The sequence below is a fragment of the Kitasatospora sp. NPDC088861 genome, assembly GCF_044750105.1.
In the GTDB taxonomy this organism is placed as follows: Bacteria; Actinomycetota; Actinomycetes; order Streptomycetales; family Streptomycetaceae; genus Kitasatospora.
Genome location: NZ_JBIVJF010000014.1, coordinates 86508 through 103534 on the forward strand (window position 1 = coordinate 86508; position 17027 = coordinate 103534).

A 17027-nucleotide genomic window follows, 5' to 3' on the forward strand; every position below is an offset into this window, starting at 1 on the left:
TGACCGGCCCAGTGTGCGGCGGTAGTTGGCGCGGCGCACCCGGATTTTCGCTGGCGCCCCGAACCGGGCCGCCCGTACCGTCCGGGGCATGAACGCGAAACGCCCCCTGATCGCCGTCCTCACCGGCGCGGGCATCTCGACCGACTCGGGCATCCCCGACTACCGCGGCCCGCAGGGGCTCTGGCAGCGGGACCCGTCGGCCCAGGACCTGGTCACCATCGGCCCGTACCGTGCCGATCCCGAGGTGCGGCGGCGGGCGTGGCGGCTGAGGCTGGAGACGGGTGTGCTGGGGGCCGAGCCGAACGCCGGGCACCGGGCGCTGGTCGATCTGGAGCGCTCGGGGCTGCCGCTGCGGGTGCTCACCCAGAACGTGGACGGGCTGCACCAGCGGGCCGGGCTGGCCCCGCGCAAGGTGCTCGAACTGCACGGCACCGCACTGGAGGTGCAGTGTCTGGGCTGCGCGGCGACGGGGCCGATGGCGGAGGCGCTGCGGCGGGTCGAGGCGGGCGAGCCGGACCCGGCCTGCCGGGCGTGCGGGGGGATCCTGAAGCCGCGCACGGTGATGTTCGGCGAGAACCTGGACCAGGAGGTGCTCGGGCAGGCCGACTCGATCGCCCGCGCCTGCGACGTGTTCATCGCGGTCGGTACCAGCCTTCAGGTGTTCCCGGTGGCGGCGCTGCCGTACAACGCGGTGCGGACCGGGTCGAAGCTGATCATCCTGAACGCCGAGCCGACGCCGTGCGACGAGGCCGCCGACGAGGTGATCCGCGAGCCGATCTCCCAGGCGCTGCCGGCCCTGGTGCGCAGGCTGGTGGGGGAGGGGCTCTGAAGAAGGGGCTTAAAAACGGGTGAACCGCATGCGTACGATGATCCTTCCGGCTCCCCCCTCATGGCCTGGAGTGATCGAGCGATGACGACGACGGCGAAGTTCGACCCCTGGGCGGCGGCGTTCGTGGCCCACCCGTACGACGCGTACGCCGAGTTGCGCGAGCACGCGCCGGTGACGTACTTCGAGCCGACCGGGCAGTGGCTCGTCTCGCGGCACGAGGACGTCAGCGCGCTCCTGCGCGACCGGCGGCTCGGGCGCACCTACACCCACCGCTTCGGCCACCAGGAGTTCGGGCGGCCCGAACCCGACCCGGCGCACGAGCCCTTCCACACCCTCAACGACTTCGGGCTGCTCGACCTGGAGGCCCCCGACCACACCCGGATCCGCCGGCTGGTCTCCAAGGCCTTCACCCCGCGCATGGTCGAGGGCCTGCGGCCGACCGTCCAGCGGCTCGCCGGGGAACTCGTCGACGGCCTGCTCGCGGCCGGCGGCGGCGACCTGATCGCCGCCGTCGCCGAGCCACTGCCGGTCGCCGTGATCGCCGAGATGCTCGGCGTGCCGGAGGGCGACCGGCACCTGCTGCGGCCCTGGTCCGCCGACATCACCGGCATGTACGAGCTCAACCCGAGCGAGGAGGCCGCCCGCAAGGCCGTCACCGCGAGCACCGAGTTCTCCGACTACCTGCGCGCCCTCATCCGCGAACGCCGCACCGCCCCCGGCACCGACCTGATCAGCGCGCTGATCCAGGCCCAGGAGGGCTCCGACGCGCTCAGCGAGCAGGAGATGATCTCCACCTGCGTGCTGCTGCTCAACGCCGGCCACGAGGCGACCGTCAACACCACCGGCAACGGCTGGTGGGCGCTGTTCCGCAACCCCGGCGAACTCGCCCGGCTGCGCGGCGCGACCGACGCGCTCCTGCCCACCGCCATCGAGGAGCTGATGCGCTGGGACACCCCGCTGCAGCTGTTCGAACGGTGGGTCCTGGAGGACATCGAGCTGCGCGGCGTCACCATCCCGCGCGGCTCCGAGGTCGCCCTCCTCTTCGGCTCCGCCAACCGCGACCCCGAGCGCTTCACCGACCCCGACCGCCTCGACCTCGGCCGCACCGACAACCCCCACATCACCTTCGGCGCCGGCATCCACTTCTGCCTCGGCGCCCCGCTCGCCAGACTGGAACTCACCGAGTCCTACGGCGCCCTCCTGCGCCGCGCCCCCGGCCTGCGCCTGGCCCGCGAACCCGAGTGGAACCCGGGCTACGTGATCCGGGGCCTCAGGGAACTGGTGGTCGAGGTCTAGATCGAGGTCTGGGACAGGTCGGGTTCGGGGTCGGTTCGAGGAACGGGGGAGAGCTGTGGGCAAGGCGACGGGGTCACTGCTGGGGCTGGCGATCGGGGATGCGATCGGCCGGGTGACCGAGTTCAAGACGGTCGAGATGATTGCCGACGACCACCCTGACTGGCGGCAACTTCCGCTGCCCCCAAGGGCGCTGGTCACCGACGACACCCAGATGACCCTCGCCCTCGGCCGTGGTCTGCGCATTGCCCTGGAGCGCGGGCCGCTGACCCCGCTACGGCTGGAGCGGCCCGTTCGCGAGGAGTTCGTCGACTGGTGGCGCTCCCCGCAGAACAACCGTGCTCCCGGCATGACCTGCCTGCGCGCCTGCGAGCGGCTGAGCCGCCCCGCGTACCGCTGGCAGCAGGCGAGCGACGTCGGCTCCAAGGGCTGCGGCGCCAACATGCGGGTCGCTCCGGTCGGGCTGATCCGCGAACTCGACGCCCGCCAGCTCGCGGGCGCCGCGCAGTTGCAGTCCGCGCTCACCCACGGGCACCCGACCGCACTCGCCGCCAGTGACCTCACCGCGTACGCCATCCGCAAGCTCGCCGAGGACGTTCCGCCGGCCGGCCTGCCCGCGGTGCTGCGGGCGTACGCGCTGGCGAGCCGCGAGCGGTACGACGAGTTCTGGCTCGGCGACCTCGCCGCGCGCTGGCACGGCCACTCGCCGCAGGACGTCATCGCCCGCGGCTGGGACGACTGCCTGGCCGTGCTCGACCGGCTGGACGCCGCGCTCGCCGCGCCCGACGTCGAAGCGGACCCGTGTCTGGCCACCGGTGAGGGCTGGGTCGCCGAGGAGGCCTTCGCCACCGGCCTGCTCTGCTTTCTGCTGCTGCCGGACGACCCGGTGGCCGCCGTCCGCCGGGCCGCCTACTCCAGCGGCGACTCGGACTCCCTGGCCTGTCTGACCGGCGCCTTCGCCGGGGCCCGTCACGGGGAGTCGGTCTGGCCGCAGGAGTGGGTGGAGCGGATCGAGTACCGGGACGAGCTGCTCGAGCTCGGGGCGCTCTGGGACTGAGCTCCACGACCTGCGCTCTGGGACTGAGCTCCACGACCTGCGCTCTGGGCCCGGGCGGAACCGGGTTCGGGGGTGGTGCGTCGAAGGGCCATGACGAAGCGCAGCACCGCAGGGCATGGCCGTTCCCGCCGTCGGGTGGGGCTGCTTCTCGCCGCCGGGTTGGCCGTCGGCCCGGCGCTGGCCGGGTGCGGGAGTGCGGCGGGCGGGGGGCCCGTGGTGGTGCGGGCCTCGACGTCGGGGAGCCGGGCGGCGGTGGATCCGGGGCAGGTGGCGGCGGTGGCGGCCGGGACCAGCGCCTTCGGGCTGGACCTGCTGCACGCGCTGACCGCGACACCGGACGGGGCGGGGCGCAACGTCGTGGTCTCGCCGGCCGGGCTGGCGAGCGTGCTCGGGATGCTGCTGCCGGGGGCGCGCGGCGCCACCGCCGAGGAGTTGGCCAAGGCCCTGCACACCGGGCTCGACCCGCGACAGTACGCCCTCGCCGTCGGCGCGCCGGACCGCGGGAGCCGGGCCGGCGGCGACCAGGTCGTCCTGCGCCGGTCCGACGACCTGTGGACGCAGCAGGGCCTGGCCGTCGCCCCGGAGTACCTGGACACGCTCGCCGCCGCCTTCGACACCGGCGTGCACCCCGTCGACTTCGCCAAGGACCCGGCCGACGCCCGCAGGAGCATCAACGCGGCGGTGGAGAAGGCCACCGAGGGGCGGATCAAGGAGCTCTTCGGCCCGCGACAGATCACCGCCGAAACCCGGCTGGCACTCACCGACGCGCTCTACCTGAAGGCGGCGTGGGCCTCCGGGTTCAAGCCCGCGAACACCTCCGAGCGCCCCTTCCACCGGCTGGACGGCTCCACCCCGTCGGTGAGCACGATGAGCCGCACCGGCACCCTCCGGTACGCCGAGGGCTCCGGCGGCATCGTCGGCGAACCCTGGCAGGCCGTCGAACTCCCTTACGCGGGAGGCAGGTTGGCGATGGACCTGATCGTCCCCGCGCAGGGCGGGTACACGGCCTTCAGCAAGGGCCTGGACCAGGCCCAGCTCGACCGGATCCTCGGCGGGCTCGACGAGCGGTCCGTCGACCTGACCCTGCCGCGGTTCCACTTCGACACGGCCAACGACCTCGTCCCCGCCCTGCGCTCACTCGGCGTCAAGGCGGCCTTCGACGCGCCCGACTTCACCGGCATCACCGGCATCACCGCCAAGGAGCCGCTCGGCCTGGGCGCGGTGGTGCAGAAGGCCACCGTCGAGGTGAACGAGGACGGTACGGTCGCGGCGGCCGGCAGCGGCGCCGGGGTGGCGGCGATGGCGGCGCCGGCCGCGCCGGAGTCCGTCCAGCTGCACATCGACCGGCCGTTCCTGTTCCTGATCCGCGACACCGCCGACGGGCGGCCGCTGTTCCTCGGCCAGGTCACCGACCCGCAGGCGTCCTGAGCCGACCCGCAGGCGCCCTGAACCGACCCGCGGACGAAGCGGGCGAAGCGGGCGAAGCAGCCGGAGGAGGACCGGGCGTCACCAGGCCGGGTAGCGCCCGCCGAGCGCCGGGTGGGCCGGGTCGCGGCTGCCGAACAGCACCAGCAGGTCGTCCGCGACCCGCAGCAGTTCGGCCCGGCCCTCGACCGCCCCCGCCCACTCGGCGGGCAGCGCCGAGGCGCCGTACGCGGCGCCGACCAGGTTGCCGCAGACCGCGCCGGTGGAGTCGCTGTCCCCGGAGTGGTTCACCGACAGCAGCAGCGCGCTGCGCACCGGGTCGGGTTCGAGGGTGGTCGCCAGCAGCGAGTACACCGCGATGGCCAGGCACTCCTCGGCGATCCAGCCGAGCCCGACCCGCTCCACGGACTCCGCCGTCGGCTGCGACTCCTGGGCCACCCGGACGGCCCGGGCCAGCGCCTGCACCGTCTCCTTGGACCCCGGCAGCTCGCGGATCTGCTCCACGGTCTCGCCGACCGCCGCCCACGGCTCGGTCCCGTTGGCGAGCCGCTCGACCAGCGCCGCGAAGGCGCCCGCCGAGAGGTAGCCGGTCGGGTGCCCGTGGGTGATCTGGGCGCACTGCACGGCCAGCCCGAAGGACAGCTCGACGCCGAGCCGTGCCAGCCCGAACGGCGCCGAGCGCATCACCGTGCCGCAGCCCTTGGAGCCCGGGTTGATCGGCCCCGGCTGCCCGATCACGGACGGCGACTCGAACTCCGGGTGCTCGGACACCCCGCTCATGCAGGCGTTGCCGGGCGCCCGCGACGCGTACAGGAAGGGCCTGGTCAGCAGCCAGCCGTCGTACGGGCGGGGCTGCGGCGCGGTGTCCGGCGAGCCCTGGCGCTGGGTCAGCAGCCAGCGCCGGTACGCGGCGTGGACGGCCTCCGGCACCGAGCCGCCGCCGCCCGTCCAGCCGCGGACGAACGCGCGGATCAGGCCCTCGGCGGTGAACAGGGTCATCTGGGTGTCGTCGGTGACTTCGACCGGCCCGGCGCCGTCCGGCAGCCCGGTCACGCCGTCCGGCCCGTACCGCTGCTGGATCTGCTGGAGCTGCTGGAACTCCACCGGCCAGCCCAGCGCGTCGCCGACGGCCCCGCCGAGCAGCGCCCCGCGCACCCGGTCGCGGTATCCCGATTCGGCCGCCGACTCCGTCACGTCGATCCCCCTTGGTTCATGGCGGGATCCGTTCTATCAGGTCTACCGGCGGATCTGCCCGGCGCGCCCGTGCAGCGCGGCGCGGTCGGCGGCGGCGCGCCCGGCCGCCCAGCCCACGCCGTCGCTCACCCGGACCCGCTGCGAGACCAGCTTGGGGAACAGCCGGCCGACCTCGTCGTCCACCGCCTCGGAGCGGGCCGCGAGCGCGGGCAGCAGCCGTTCGTCGGGCAGCAGCTGCTCCTCGGTGCCGTCCTCGCGCAGGTGCCGGCCGGCCGCGGCGGCGCTGGTCGCGCGCTCGGTGGCGGCGGTCAGCCGCTCGCGGATCCGCGCCGCGTACGCGACCAGGAAGGAGTGCCGGAACGCCTTGCTGCGCGAGTCCCGGCGGGAGCCGGCCTTGTTGAGCGCGTGGGTGGCCTGCACCAGCAGCGAGGTGTAGAGCAGCTCGACGCCGTCCAGGTCGCCGTCGAAGCCGACGACGGTGCAGAACCCGAACTCCTTGGCCCACACCGCCCGGCACCGGTTGGCCGCCGCGACGGCGTCCAGCAGCATCGTCTTGGGGCTCTCGTACGGGTTGTCCACGCCGATCCGCAGCGCCGCCGGGGTGTTCCGGTCGTCGCCGGTGGCGGCCAGCAGCGCGTCGTCGATGCTGTGCTGGGCCATCAGCTGCTGGGCCTTGGCGGTGAGCGCCTCGGCCTCCTCCGGGTACTCGGTGGACTCGGCCTTGGCCAGCAGCGCCCGGATCCGGGCCAGCATCCGCGGCTCGCCGGCCTGCGGGCCGGCGGCGCGTTCGGCCTGCGGCCGCCGGCCGGGCGCGGGGCCGACCGGGGAGATCGGCGGCAGCCGGCCCCAGGTCCGCAGCAGCTCCAGGGCGGCGGTGGCGAGCGCGAAGCGGTCCAGCCGGTGCCGGTCGGCGAAGGCGCCGAGGTACTGCTCGTCACCCGGCCACCACACCTCGGCCTCCAGCTCGCGCAGCTGCTCGTGCCAGCGCCGGTCGAGGGCGGCCGCGGGGTGCCGACGGCCCTCGGCGGCGATCAGGTCCACCGCGAGGGCCAGGTGGACGGGCTTCAGCCCGCGTCGGACCACCCGGGCCAGGTCGGCCGGACGCCACCCGGCGGACCAGCAGCGGCCGACGGCGGTGTCCGCGTACCCCAGCAGGGCCCGGCTGACCGCCGGCCACTGCCCGGCCGAGGCGGCGAGCAGCGACGCCCCGGTGTCCAGGGCGAGGTCCAGCGTCTCGTCCGGGGCCGTCAGCACCGATCGCACCGCCTGCTCCAGCAGTGGGCCGGCGCCCCCGTCCCCGTCCTGCTGCGCGCGCTTGCCCACGGTGTGTCCCTGCTCTCCTCGACGGTCCGGCCCTCCCGCCCATGATGCCGGAGCGCCCGGCCCCTTCGACGGGACCGGGCGCTCCGGGTGACGCAGGCGACTCAGCGCTCGACGGCCTTGGCCAGGATCTCCGGGGCGCGCTCCAGCAGCCGCCCGGCCGCGAAGCGGATGCCGAGGGCGGCGATCAGGGCGCCGTAGAGCGGGCCGACCAGCAGGACCGGCCAGGTCGGGCCGGCGGAGAGCAGCGCCCAGCCGAGGTAGCCGCTCACCGGCAGGGAGAGCAACGCCACACCGAACAGCGAGCCGAACTGGTTGACCAGCACCAGGCCGCCCTGCCCGGGGGCGGCGTTGCGCATCGGGTTGCTGTCGGCCGGCATGGTGTACGGCGCGAGCACGCTGAGCGTCGCGCCGAGCGCGACGCCGCAGCCGAGCAGGGCGAGCGCGAGGCCGAGTGCGGACGGCAGGCCGGCCCAGTCGCCGGTGGCGGCGGCCAGCACGGGCCCGAGCACCAGCGTCACCGGAACGGCGTACGACAGCACTGCGTAGGCCCGGCCGCGCAGCTCGTCCCGGGCGTCGGCCGGGGTGAGCAGGGTGGCGGCGACCATCCAGAACGCCGAGCCGTCCATGCCGAACAGGTTGAGCATCTGCAGCCCGAGGAACATCCCGGTCATCGCCAGCAGGTAGACGCTCGACCAGCCCTGGACCATCGACAGCACGCAGATCACCAGCGTCATGCCGATGCTGGTGAACACCGCGGCCTTGGCCCGCGGCTCCCGCCAGGCGTACCGGAGGTGGCGCTGCATCACCGCGCCGACCCGGCCCTCGGGCAGGAAGCTCCAGCCGCGCGAGCTCTGCACGCCGCGGGCCACCTCCAGGGTGGAGGAGTCGGCGGTGACCATCAGCTCCTGGAGGCTGCCGCGCCACCAGCGCAGCAGCAGGGCGAGCAGCGCCGCGGCCGCGGCGAGCTGGAACAGCGCCAGCCCGTACCGCCCCTCGCCGGCGGTGCGGGCCGCGTCCGCCGCGCCGACCGGCGGCAGCCAGCGCAGCACGGAGGCGATCGGCGCCAGCGGGCTGAGGTCGAGGTGGTCCCCGGGCCGGCCGAAGACGCTCTGCGAGCCGACGTTGGCGGCCTGCACGAGCAGGGCGAACAGCAGTCCGCCGAAGATCGCGAAGTCCTTGCCGCGCCGGCTGGAGAGCATCCGGGCGTTGCCGGCGGCGACCGCCCGGGAGAGCGTGACCAGGCAGAGCACGGCCAGCGGGACGCCGACCAGCGCGGCCGCGGCCGAGGCACCGCCGTTGGCGCCGGACAGCGCCGCGCCGGTCACCAGCACCAGGCTGACCAGCGGGCCGGGCCCGATCAGCGCGGCCAGCAGTGAGCCGCGCAGCAGCGGGCCGGGCCGCAGCGGGAGCATGGTGAGCCGGGTCGGGTCGGCGCTCTCGTCGCTGGAGAAGAGGAACAGCGGCAGCGCCGCCCAGCCGAGGGTGAGCACGCCGAGCAGCATCACCCCGGCGTCCCCGGAGCCGTCGAAGCGCCCGTTCATCATGGCGAGGGCGAAGGCGATGCCGGCCGCGAAGGCCAGACCGAGGACGCCGCCGATGACGTACACGGCGGTCCGGCCGGGGCTGCGGCGCAGGCCGTTGCGCAGCAGCCGCAGCTTGAGCGCCACCAGGGCGCGGACCACCGTCCGCCCGTCGGGCACCGGGGTACGGGCGGCTGCGGGGGCGGTGCTCACTGCCCACCCCCGAGCTGCCCGCCCCCGAGCTGCGCGCCGGCCTGCCCACCGGCCTGTCCGCCGAGCCAGCCGAGCGCCTGGCCGTCGTCCTCGCGGACGCCGATCAGGCCGAGGAAGGCCTCGTGGAGGCTGCGCCCGCCGCGCACGGTGTCCAGCGGGCCGTGGGCGATCACCCGGCCGGCGTTGACCACGGCGACCCAGTCGCAGAGCTGTTCGACCAGTTCCATCACGTGGCTGGAGAAGACCACCGTGGATCCGGCCGCCGCGTACCGCTTGAGCACGCCGCGGATGGTCTGCGCGGAGACCGGGTCGACGCCCTCGAAGGGCTCGTCGAGGAACAGCACGTCGGGGTTGTGCAGCAGCGCGGCGGCCAGACCGATCTTCTTGCGCATGCCGGTGGAGTAGTCGGCGACCAGCTTGTCGGCGTCGCGGGCGAGGTCCAGGACGGCCAGCAGTTCCTCCGCGCGGCGGTCCACCTCGGCGCCGGGCAGGCCGCGCAGCCGCCCGTTGTACTGCAGCAGTTCGCGGCCGCTGAGCCGCTCGAACATCCGCAGCCCCTCGGGCAGGATGCCGATCCGGGCCTTGACCGCGACCGGGTCGGCCCAGACGTCGCCGCCGTGGATGAGGACGGTGCCCTGGTCGGGCCGGAGCAGGCCGGTGGCCATGGACAGCGTGGTGGTCTTGCCGGCGCCGTTCGGGCCGACCAGGCCGATGAAGGAGCCGGCCGGCAGCTCCAGGCTGAGTCCGGCGACGGCGGCCTGGCCGCCGAAGTGCTTCCACAGTCCCTGGATGCTGACGGCGGAGGGGGGAACGGGTGCGGGGTGGTCGGACGGCGGCGGCGCTGACGCCTGCATGGCGGCCTTCTCTGTTCGCTGGCGGATGGGTGTCTCGGACTCAGCCTGTCACTGCGGAAACGGACTGTCTCCCGAGTTGAGGATCCCCTGAGAGAGTGGGCCGAACGGGTGAGGCGCGCCGCCCGGACGGCGCGTTACGGCGGGTGCCGGGCTGGAATTGGCAACTACTCAGCTGCGCCGTTCGTCCTGCACTATGAGGGGCAGTGAGGGACAGCGAGGGGCGCGGGGCCGCGCCGGGTGCCGGGAGGTGCGGATGGCCGTTCAACCGTGGGGAGCCTCGGGCCCCGGCGAGCCGGATCGCCGCGGGGACCGGCAGCCCCAGCCCGTCCCGCAGTCCGTCCCGCAGCCCGGGTTCCACACGGGGATGCGCGCCGGGCACGCGGACCGGGACCGGACGATCGACGTGCTGAAGGCCGCGTTCGCCGAGGGCCGGCTCTCCGCCGAGGAGTACGAGCAGCGCCACGAGCAGGCCTCCGTCGCGCAGACCTACGGCCAGCTGGCCGGGCTGGTGTCCGACCTGCCCTCCGGCCCGATGCCGGCGCCGATGGCCTTCGCCGCCCCGCCCGTCCCGGCGACCTTCCTCCCGCCGCCTCCGCCGCCGGTTCGCTCCACCAACGGGCTGGCGGTCACCTCACTGGTCTTCGGCCTGACCGGCCTCTCGCTGCCCGCAGTGGTCGTCGGGCACATCGCGAAGGCCCAGCAGAGCAGCCACGACCGGGCCGGCGACTGGGTTTCCACCCTCGGCCTGCTCTTCGGCTACGCGGGCTGCGCGCTCTGGACGCTGCTGCTCCTGGTGATGCTGCAGGTGCCGGTCTGAGCGGGCCGCCCCGGGCGCGTCCCGCCCCGGTGGCGGCGGTCGGCGGGCTGTGGTAGAGCGGGTGGAGGGCGGCCCGACACCGGGTGGTCGCGTCCGGGACACTCCCGGGACATCCGGCCGAAGGTCGCGACCTGCGGCGTTGCATTTGTTTTGACCGCGCCCGATGCGCTAGGTACGCTCTGACCTTGTGCCTGGGGTGTCCCCGGGTCCTTGTGCGTGCATGCACACCGGTCGCCGCGCCGAGCCGGAGCGCCTTCCAGCGCCCCGCGCGTTGAGCGCCGTCGCTGTACATCAGCTCATGGGATTCCGTGTCGGAATAAGCCCAACACACCCGACCGCGTGGGTCGACCACGGGGCCGTGTGCGGGGGATCACCGCAGGTTAGTTTTACCAAGCCTTGGCACACAGAAAACGGAGAAACGGTGCCTACGATCCAGCAGCTGGTCCGAAAGGGCCGGCAGGACAAGGTCGAGAAGAACAAGACTCCCGCGCTGAAGGGTTCCCCGCAGCGTCGTGGGGTCTGCACGCGTGTGTACACGACCACCCCGAAGAAGCCGAACTCGGCTCTCCGCAAGGTCGCCCGTGTGCGCCTCACCAGCGGGATCGAGGTCACCGCTTACATCCCGGGCGAGGGCCACAATCTGCAGGAGCACTCCATCGTGCTGGTGCGCGGTGGTCGTGTGAAGGACCTTCCTGGTGTCCGCTACAAGATCATTCGCGGTTCGCTTGACACCCAGGGTGTCAAGAACCGCAAGCAGGCTCGCAGCCGCTACGGCGCCAAGAAGGAGAAGTAAGAATGCCTCGTAAGGGCCCCGCCCCGAAGCGCCCGGTCATCATCGACCCGGTTTACGGCTCCCCGGTCGTCACCCAGCTGGTCAACAAGATCCTGCTGCACGGCAAGCGCTCCACCGCCGAGCGGATCGTCTACGGCGCCCTCGAGGGCGTCCGTGAGAAGACCGGCTCGGACCCGGTCGTGGCGCTGAAGCGTGCGCTGGAGAACGTCAAGCCGGCCCTCGAGGTCAAGTCCCGCCGTGTCGGTGGCGCGACCTACCAGGTTCCGGTCGAGGTCCGTCCGGGCCGCGCCAGCACCCTGGCGCTGCGCTGGATGGTCGGTTACTCCCGCGCCCGTCGCGAGAAGACCATGACCGAGCGCCTGATGAACGAGATCCTCGACGCCAGCAACGGTCTGGGCGCTTCCGTGAAGCGTCGCGAGGACACCCACAAGATGGCCGAGTCCAACAAGGCCTTCGCGCACTACCGCTGGTAGTCCCTACCCCGTCACTAGACAGAGAGAGAACGAGCCACCATGGCTGCAACCTCCCTTGACCTCGCTAGGGTCCGCAACATCGGGATCATGGCGCACATCGACGCGGGCAAGACCACCACCACCGAGCGGATCCTGTTCTACACCGGCGTCTCGTACAAGATCGGTGAGGTCCACGATGGCGCTGCCACCATGGACTGGATGGAGCAGGAGCAGGAGCGCGGCATCACGATCACGTCGGCCGCGACGACCTGTCACTGGACGGTCGACGACGTCGACAACACCATCAACATCATCGACACCCCGGGTCACGTCGACTTCACCGTCGAGGTGGAGCGCTCGCTGCGCGTCCTCGACGGTGCCGTGACGGTGTTCGACGGTGTTGCCGGTGTCGAGCCCCAGTCCGAGACCGTGTGGCGGCAGGCTGACCGCTACGGCGTCCCGCGCATCTGCTTCATCAACAAGCTGGACCGCACGGGCGCGAACTTCTTCTTCTGCGTCAAGACCATCGTGGACCGCCTCGGCGCGACCCCGCTGGTCATGCAGCTCCCGATCGGTGCCGAGGCGGACTTCAAGGGCGTTGTCGACCTTGTCCGTATGAAGGCGCTGGTCTGGTCCGCCGAGGCCGCCAAGGGCGAGATGTACGACATCGTCGACATCCCGGCCGAGCTGCAGGAGCAGGCGAACGAGTACCGCGAGATGCTCCTGGACGAGGTGTCGAACGTCAGCGATGACGTGATGATGCTCGCCATGGAGGGCGAGGACGTCCCCGAGGAGCTGCTGTACGAGGCGATCCGCAAGGGCACCCTGGAGTCGGCCTTCACGCCGATCTTCTGCGGTACCGCGTTCAAGAACAAGGGCGTTCAGCCCCTGCTCGACGCGGTCGTCAAGTACCTCCCGTCGCCGCTGGACATCGAGTCGGTTGAGGGCACCAAGCCCAACGACCCGGAGACCAAGATCACCCGCAAGGCCTCGGACGACGAGCCCCTGGCCGCGCTGGCGTTCAAGATCATGTCCGACCCGCACCTGGGCAAGCTCACCTTCGTCCGGATCTACTCCGGCCGCCTGGAGTCCGGCACCTCGGTGCTGAACGCCGTGAAGGGCAAGAAGGAGCGCATCGGCAAGATCTACCGCATGCACGCGAACAAGCGTGAGGAGATCGAGTCGGTGGGCGCCGGCGACATCGTCGCCGTCATGGGCCTGAAGCAGACCACCACCGGTGAGACGCTGTCCGACGAGAAGGCCCCGGTCATCCTGGAGTCCATGGACTTCCCGGCCCCGGTCATCCGCGTCGCGATCGAGCCCAAGTCCAAGGGTGACCAGGAGAAGCTGGGTGTTGCCATCCAGCGTCTCGCCGAGGAGGACCCGTCCTTCCAGGTCAACACGGACGAGGAGACCGGCCAGACCATCATCGCGGGTATGGGCGAGCTGCACCTCGAGGTGCTGGTCGACCGTATGAAGCGTGAGTTCAAGGTCGAGGCCAACGTCGGCAAGCCGCAGGTCGCGTACCGCGAGACGATCCGTCAGGCCGTCGAGCGCATCGACTACACCCACAAGAAGCAGACCGGTGGTTCCGGTCAGTTCGCCAAGGTGCAGATCGCGATCGAGCCGCTCGAGCAGGCCGAGGGCTACGAGTTCGTCAACCAGGTCACCGGTGGCCGCGTGCCGCGGGAGTACATCCCGTCGGTCGACGCCGGTTGCCAGGAGGCCATGGAGTTCGGCATCCTCGCCGGCTACCCGCTGCAGGGTGTCCGCGTGAAGCTGCTCGACGGCCAGGCGCACGACGTCGACTCGTCCGAGCTCGCGTTCAAGATCGCCGGTTCGATGGCGTTCAAGGAAGGCGCGCGGAAGGCCAAGCCGGTCCTCCTCGAGCCGATGATGGCCGTCGAGGTCACCACGCCCGAGGACTACATGGGCGACGTGATCGGCGACATCAACTCTCGCCGTGGCCAGATCCGGTCCATGGACGAGCGTCACGGTGCCCGCGTCGTCACGGCGCTGGTGCCGCTCTCCGAGATGTTCGGCTACGTCGGTGATCTGCGCAGCAAGACCTCTGGTCGCGCGAGCTACTCGATGCAGTTCGACTCGTACGCCGAGGTTCCGAAGGCCGTGGCGGAGGAGATCATCGCCAAGGCCAAGGGCGAGTAAGGACCGGCGCCAGCCGGCTCCCTACGAGGCCGCGGCTGTCCCGATATTCGGGACGATTGCGAACCCTTAGGCTATTAGGGGGCGTCCCGGGAGGATCCGGTCGGATCCTCCCGGGGGGCCTCCGGCCCCCACCCCGCGGGACGGTGCGAGGTGCTTCCGGCACCTCGGGCCAAACCCGATCAAAGACCAACTGACGTCAGCACGGCGTACAGAACTGTCCTCAGGAGGACTGCAGTGGCGAAGGCGAAGTTCGAGCGGACGAAGCCCCACGTCAACATCGGCACCATTGGTCACATTGACCACGGTAAGACGACCCTTACCGCGGCCATCACCAAGGTGCTGCACGACGCGTACCCGGAGATCAACCCCTTCACGCCGTTCGACCAGATCGACAAGGCGCCGGAGGAGCGGCAGCGCGGTATCACCATCTCGATCGCGCACGTCGAGTACCAGACCGAGGCGCGTCACTACGCCCACGTCGACTGCCCGGGTCACGCGGACTACATCAAGAACATGATCACCGGTGCGGCCCAGATGGACGGTGCGATCCTCGTCGTCGCCGCCACCGACGGCCCGATGCCGCAGACCAAGGAGCACGTCCTCCTGGCCCGCCAGGTCGGCGTCCCCTACATCGTCGTCGCCCTGAACAAGGCCGACATGGTGGACGACGAGGAGATCCTGGAGCTCGTCGAGCTCGAGGTCCGCGAGCTCCTCTCGGAGTACGAGTTCCCGGGCGACGACCTGCCGGTCGTCCGCGTCTCCGCGCTGAAGGCGCTGGAGGGCGACAAGGAGTGGGGCGAGAAGCTCCTCGGCCTGATGCACGCCGTCGACGAGAGCATCCCGACCCCGGCCCGCGCCGTGGACCAGCCGTTCCTGATGCCGATCGAGGACGTCTTCACGATCACCGGTCGTGGCACCGTCGTCACCGGTCGTATCGAGCGTGGCATCCTCAAGGTCAACGAGACTGTCGACATCATCGGCATCAAGGAGACCAAGACCACCACCACGGTCACCGGCATCGAGATGTTCCGCAAGCTGCTCGACGAGGGCCAGGCCGGTGAGAACGTCGGTCTGCTGCTCCGTGGCATCAAGCGCGAGGACGTCGAGCGCGGCCAGGTCATCATCAAGCCGGGTTCGGTCACGCCGCACACCGACTTCGAGGCCCAGTCCTACATCCTGTCGAAGGACGAGGGTGGCCGCCACACCCCGTTCTTCAACAACTACCGCCCGCAGTTCTACTTCCGTACCACGGACGTGACCGGCGTCGTGACCCTCCCCGAGGGCACCGAGATGGTCATGCCGGGCGACAACACCGCCATGACGGTCGCGCTGATCCAGCCGATCGCCATGGAGGAGGGCCTGAAGTTCGCCATCCGTGAGGGTGGCCGCACCGTGGGCGCCGGCCAGGTCACCAAGATCATCAAGTAATTGATGTTCTGACCTGTCTGTCCCGTACAGGCGAACCGAAGGGCTCCGCACACCCAGGTGTGCGGAGCCCTTCGGCCTTCATCAGGCCTTCACCGGCTCTCACGGGCTGCTCATGGCCGGCTGTTATTGTCGGGCGACCGTCCAGCCCGCCGTCGCGGAAAGTGGGATCCAACGCATGCCAACGGCACCACTGTTGTCGGTCGTGATGCCGATCTACAACGAGCAGGAGGCGCTCCCGCTGACCGTCGAGCGGCTGCGGCCGATCCTGGACGGGCTCGGGGTCGACTACGAGGTCGTGGGCGTCGACGACGGCAGCACGGACGCCACCCCCGTCGTCCTGCAGAAGGTCCGGCAGGACTGGCCGGAGTTCCGCATCGTCCGCTTCGCCCGCAACTCGGGGCACCAGGCCGCGCTCACCGCCGGCATCCACCGGGCGCGCGGCGACTACGTGGTGAGCATCGACGCGGACCTCCAGGACCCGCCGGAGAAGATCCCGGAGATGCTCGACCTGGCCCGCGAGCAGGGCTTCGACGTCGTCTACGGCGTGCGCGGGGACCGCGCCACCGACACCGCCTTCAAGCGCCGGACGGCCGGCGCCTACTACTGGCTGATGCGCAAGCTGGTCGGCAAGCGGATGCCCAACCAGGCCGGCGACTTCCGCCTGCTCAGCCGCGCGGCCGTGGAGGCCCTCAAGCAGCTGCCCGAGCACCAGCCCGTCTACCGGCTGCTGGTGCCGTGGCTCGGCTTCCCCAGCGGCGAGGTGGTGTACGTCCGGGAGGAGCGGGTGGCCGGCGGCACCCACTACCCGCTGTCCAAGATGGTCCGGCTCGCGCTGGACAGCGTGACCAACTTCTCCGCCGCCCCGCTGCGGCTGGCCACCTGGCTGGGCCTGGTGAGCTTCGTGGTCTGCCTGGCCCTCGCGGTCTACACCACCCTCTCGTACGCGCTCGGTGCGACCGTGCCCGGCTGGTCCTCGCTGTTCATCGGCATGCTCTTCATCGGCGCCGTACAGCTGATCTGCGTCGGACTGCTGGGGGAGTACGTCGGCCGGATCTACTCGGCGGTGCAGGCCCGCCCGACCTACTTCGTCGGCTACGACTCGGCGGACGACGAACTGGCGCAGGACGCCGCGGCGCAGGACGACGCGCGGGGCCCGGGCCGGTGACCGTCACCGAGGGACCGGCGGAGCCCGTCGAGCCGGCCCCGTCGACCCGCCGCCAGCTGCCGTCCTTCCTGGTCATCGGCGTGCTCAGCACCGTCTTCTACCTGGCGCTGTTCGTCGCCGCGCGGTGGTTCACCGACCCGCAGGCGGCGAACCTGATCGCGCTGGCCGTCAGCGCGGTGGCCAACACCGCGGCCAACCGCCGTTTCACCTTCGGGGTCACCGGCTCGCAGGGCATGGTCCGGCACCAGCTCCAGGGCGCGGTGGCCTTCCTGATCGGGCTCGGCCTGAGCGCGGGCGTGCTCGCCCTGCTGGACCAGGTGGCGCCGAACGCCTCCCGGCCGGTGGAGGTCGCCGGACTGGTCGCCGCCAACGGCCTGGCCACGGTGGCCCGGTTCGTGCTGCTGAAGATCTGGGTCTTCCGGGGCTGAACCGGGGCTGAACGGCGGCCGTTCCCACTGGTTCGCGGACCGCCCACCCGGGCCCCTCAGCCCGTCGTGC

Annotated in this window: 15 protein-coding genes; 11 read left to right on the forward strand and 4 right to left on the reverse strand. The window is 71.8% G+C overall.

The annotated features are described in order from the left end of the window. Nucleotides 1–88: 88 nt before the first annotated feature. From ACIP37_RS23220 to ACIP37_RS23235, 4 genes are all read left to right on the forward strand, one after another. Complete coding sequence (locus tag ACIP37_RS23220) at nt 89–829, forward strand: NAD-dependent deacylase (protein ID WP_363580076.1); 741 nt, start codon at nt 89–91, stop codon at nt 827–829. An 81-nt stretch (nt 830–910) separates the two neighbouring features. Beyond that, entirely contained in the window at nt 911–2125 is a 1215-nt protein-coding gene (locus ACIP37_RS23225; RefSeq protein ID WP_363580078.1) for a cytochrome P450, read from the forward strand. A 55-nt stretch (nt 2126–2180) separates the two neighbouring features. Beyond that, on the forward strand, nt 2181–3179 hold the full coding sequence (locus ACIP37_RS23230; RefSeq protein ID WP_363580080.1) for an ADP-ribosylglycohydrolase family protein: 999 nt from the start codon (nt 2181–2183) through the stop codon (nt 3177–3179). 252 nt (nt 3180–3431) lie between these two features. Further along, nucleotides 3432–4607 (forward strand): serpin family protein, encoded by a 1176-nt coding sequence (locus ACIP37_RS23235; protein WP_363580082.1) that lies wholly within the window; start codon nt 3432–3434, stop codon nt 4605–4607. A 78-nt stretch (nt 4608–4685) separates the two neighbouring features. On the opposite strand, the gene ACIP37_RS23240 is transcribed toward ACIP37_RS23235, so the two are convergent. From ACIP37_RS23240 to ACIP37_RS23255, 4 genes are all read right to left on the reverse strand, one after another. Continuing rightward, nucleotides 4686–5798 carry an ADP-ribosylglycohydrolase family protein gene (locus ACIP37_RS23240; protein WP_363580084.1) on the reverse strand — a complete coding sequence of 371 codons (1113 nt, stop codon included), beginning with the start codon at nt 5796–5798 and terminating at the stop codon, nt 4686–4688. 42 nt (nt 5799–5840) lie between these two features. Further along, nucleotides 5841–7121, reverse strand: coding sequence for a DUF2786 domain-containing protein (locus ACIP37_RS23245; RefSeq protein ID WP_363580086.1), 1281 nt, complete (start codon nt 7119–7121; stop codon nt 5841–5843). 101 nt (nt 7122–7222) lie between these two features. Beyond that, nucleotides 7223–8854 (reverse strand): transporter, encoded by a 1632-nt coding sequence (locus tag ACIP37_RS23250; protein ID WP_363580088.1) that lies wholly within the window; start codon nt 8852–8854, stop codon nt 7223–7225. Continuing rightward, nucleotides 8851–9708 carry an ABC transporter ATP-binding protein gene (locus tag ACIP37_RS23255; RefSeq protein ID WP_363580090.1) on the reverse strand — a complete coding sequence of 286 codons (858 nt, stop codon included), beginning with the start codon at nt 9706–9708 and terminating at the stop codon, nt 8851–8853. Before ACIP37_RS23255 ends, ACIP37_RS23250 begins: the two co-directional genes overlap by 4 nt. Before the next feature lie 253 nt (nt 9709–9961). On the opposite strand from ACIP37_RS23255, the gene ACIP37_RS23260 reads away from it, so the two are divergent. From ACIP37_RS23260 to ACIP37_RS23290, 7 genes are all read left to right on the forward strand, one after another. Beyond that, a complete protein-coding gene (locus ACIP37_RS23260; protein ID WP_363580092.1) occupies nt 9962–10525 on the forward strand; it encodes a DUF1707 and DUF4190 domain-containing protein in 564 nt (187 codons plus the stop codon). 421 nt (nt 10526–10946) lie between these two features. Beyond that, entirely contained in the window at nt 10947–11318 is a 372-nt protein-coding gene (gene rpsL / locus ACIP37_RS23265; protein WP_014144289.1) for a 30S ribosomal protein S12, read from the forward strand. Nucleotides 11319–11320: 2 nt separating this feature from the next. Continuing rightward, nucleotides 11321–11791, forward strand: a complete 471-nt coding sequence (gene rpsG / locus ACIP37_RS23270) for a 30S ribosomal protein S7 (protein ID WP_148644378.1) — start codon at nt 11321–11323, stop codon at nt 11789–11791. Nucleotides 11792–11830: 39 nt separating this feature from the next. Continuing rightward, the gene (gene fusA / locus ACIP37_RS23275) at nt 11831–13936 is read left to right on the forward strand and encodes an elongation factor G (RefSeq protein WP_063348955.1); all 2106 of its coding nucleotides are present in this window, start codon (nt 11831–11833) and stop codon (nt 13934–13936) included. A 234-nt stretch (nt 13937–14170) separates the two neighbouring features. Further along, entirely contained in the window at nt 14171–15364 is a 1194-nt protein-coding gene (gene tuf / locus ACIP37_RS23280) for an elongation factor Tu (RefSeq protein ID WP_031063092.1), read from the forward strand. Between the two features lie 175 nt (nt 15365–15539). Beyond that, complete coding sequence (locus ACIP37_RS23285; protein WP_363580094.1) at nt 15540–16529, forward strand: glycosyltransferase family 2 protein; 990 nt, start codon at nt 15540–15542, stop codon at nt 16527–16529. Beyond that, the gene (locus ACIP37_RS23290; RefSeq protein WP_363580096.1) at nt 16526–16957 is read left to right on the forward strand and encodes a GtrA family protein; all 432 of its coding nucleotides are present in this window, start codon (nt 16526–16528) and stop codon (nt 16955–16957) included. The genes ACIP37_RS23285 and ACIP37_RS23290 overlap by 4 nt, the downstream gene beginning before the upstream one ends. Nucleotides 16958–17027 lie beyond the last annotated feature (70 nt).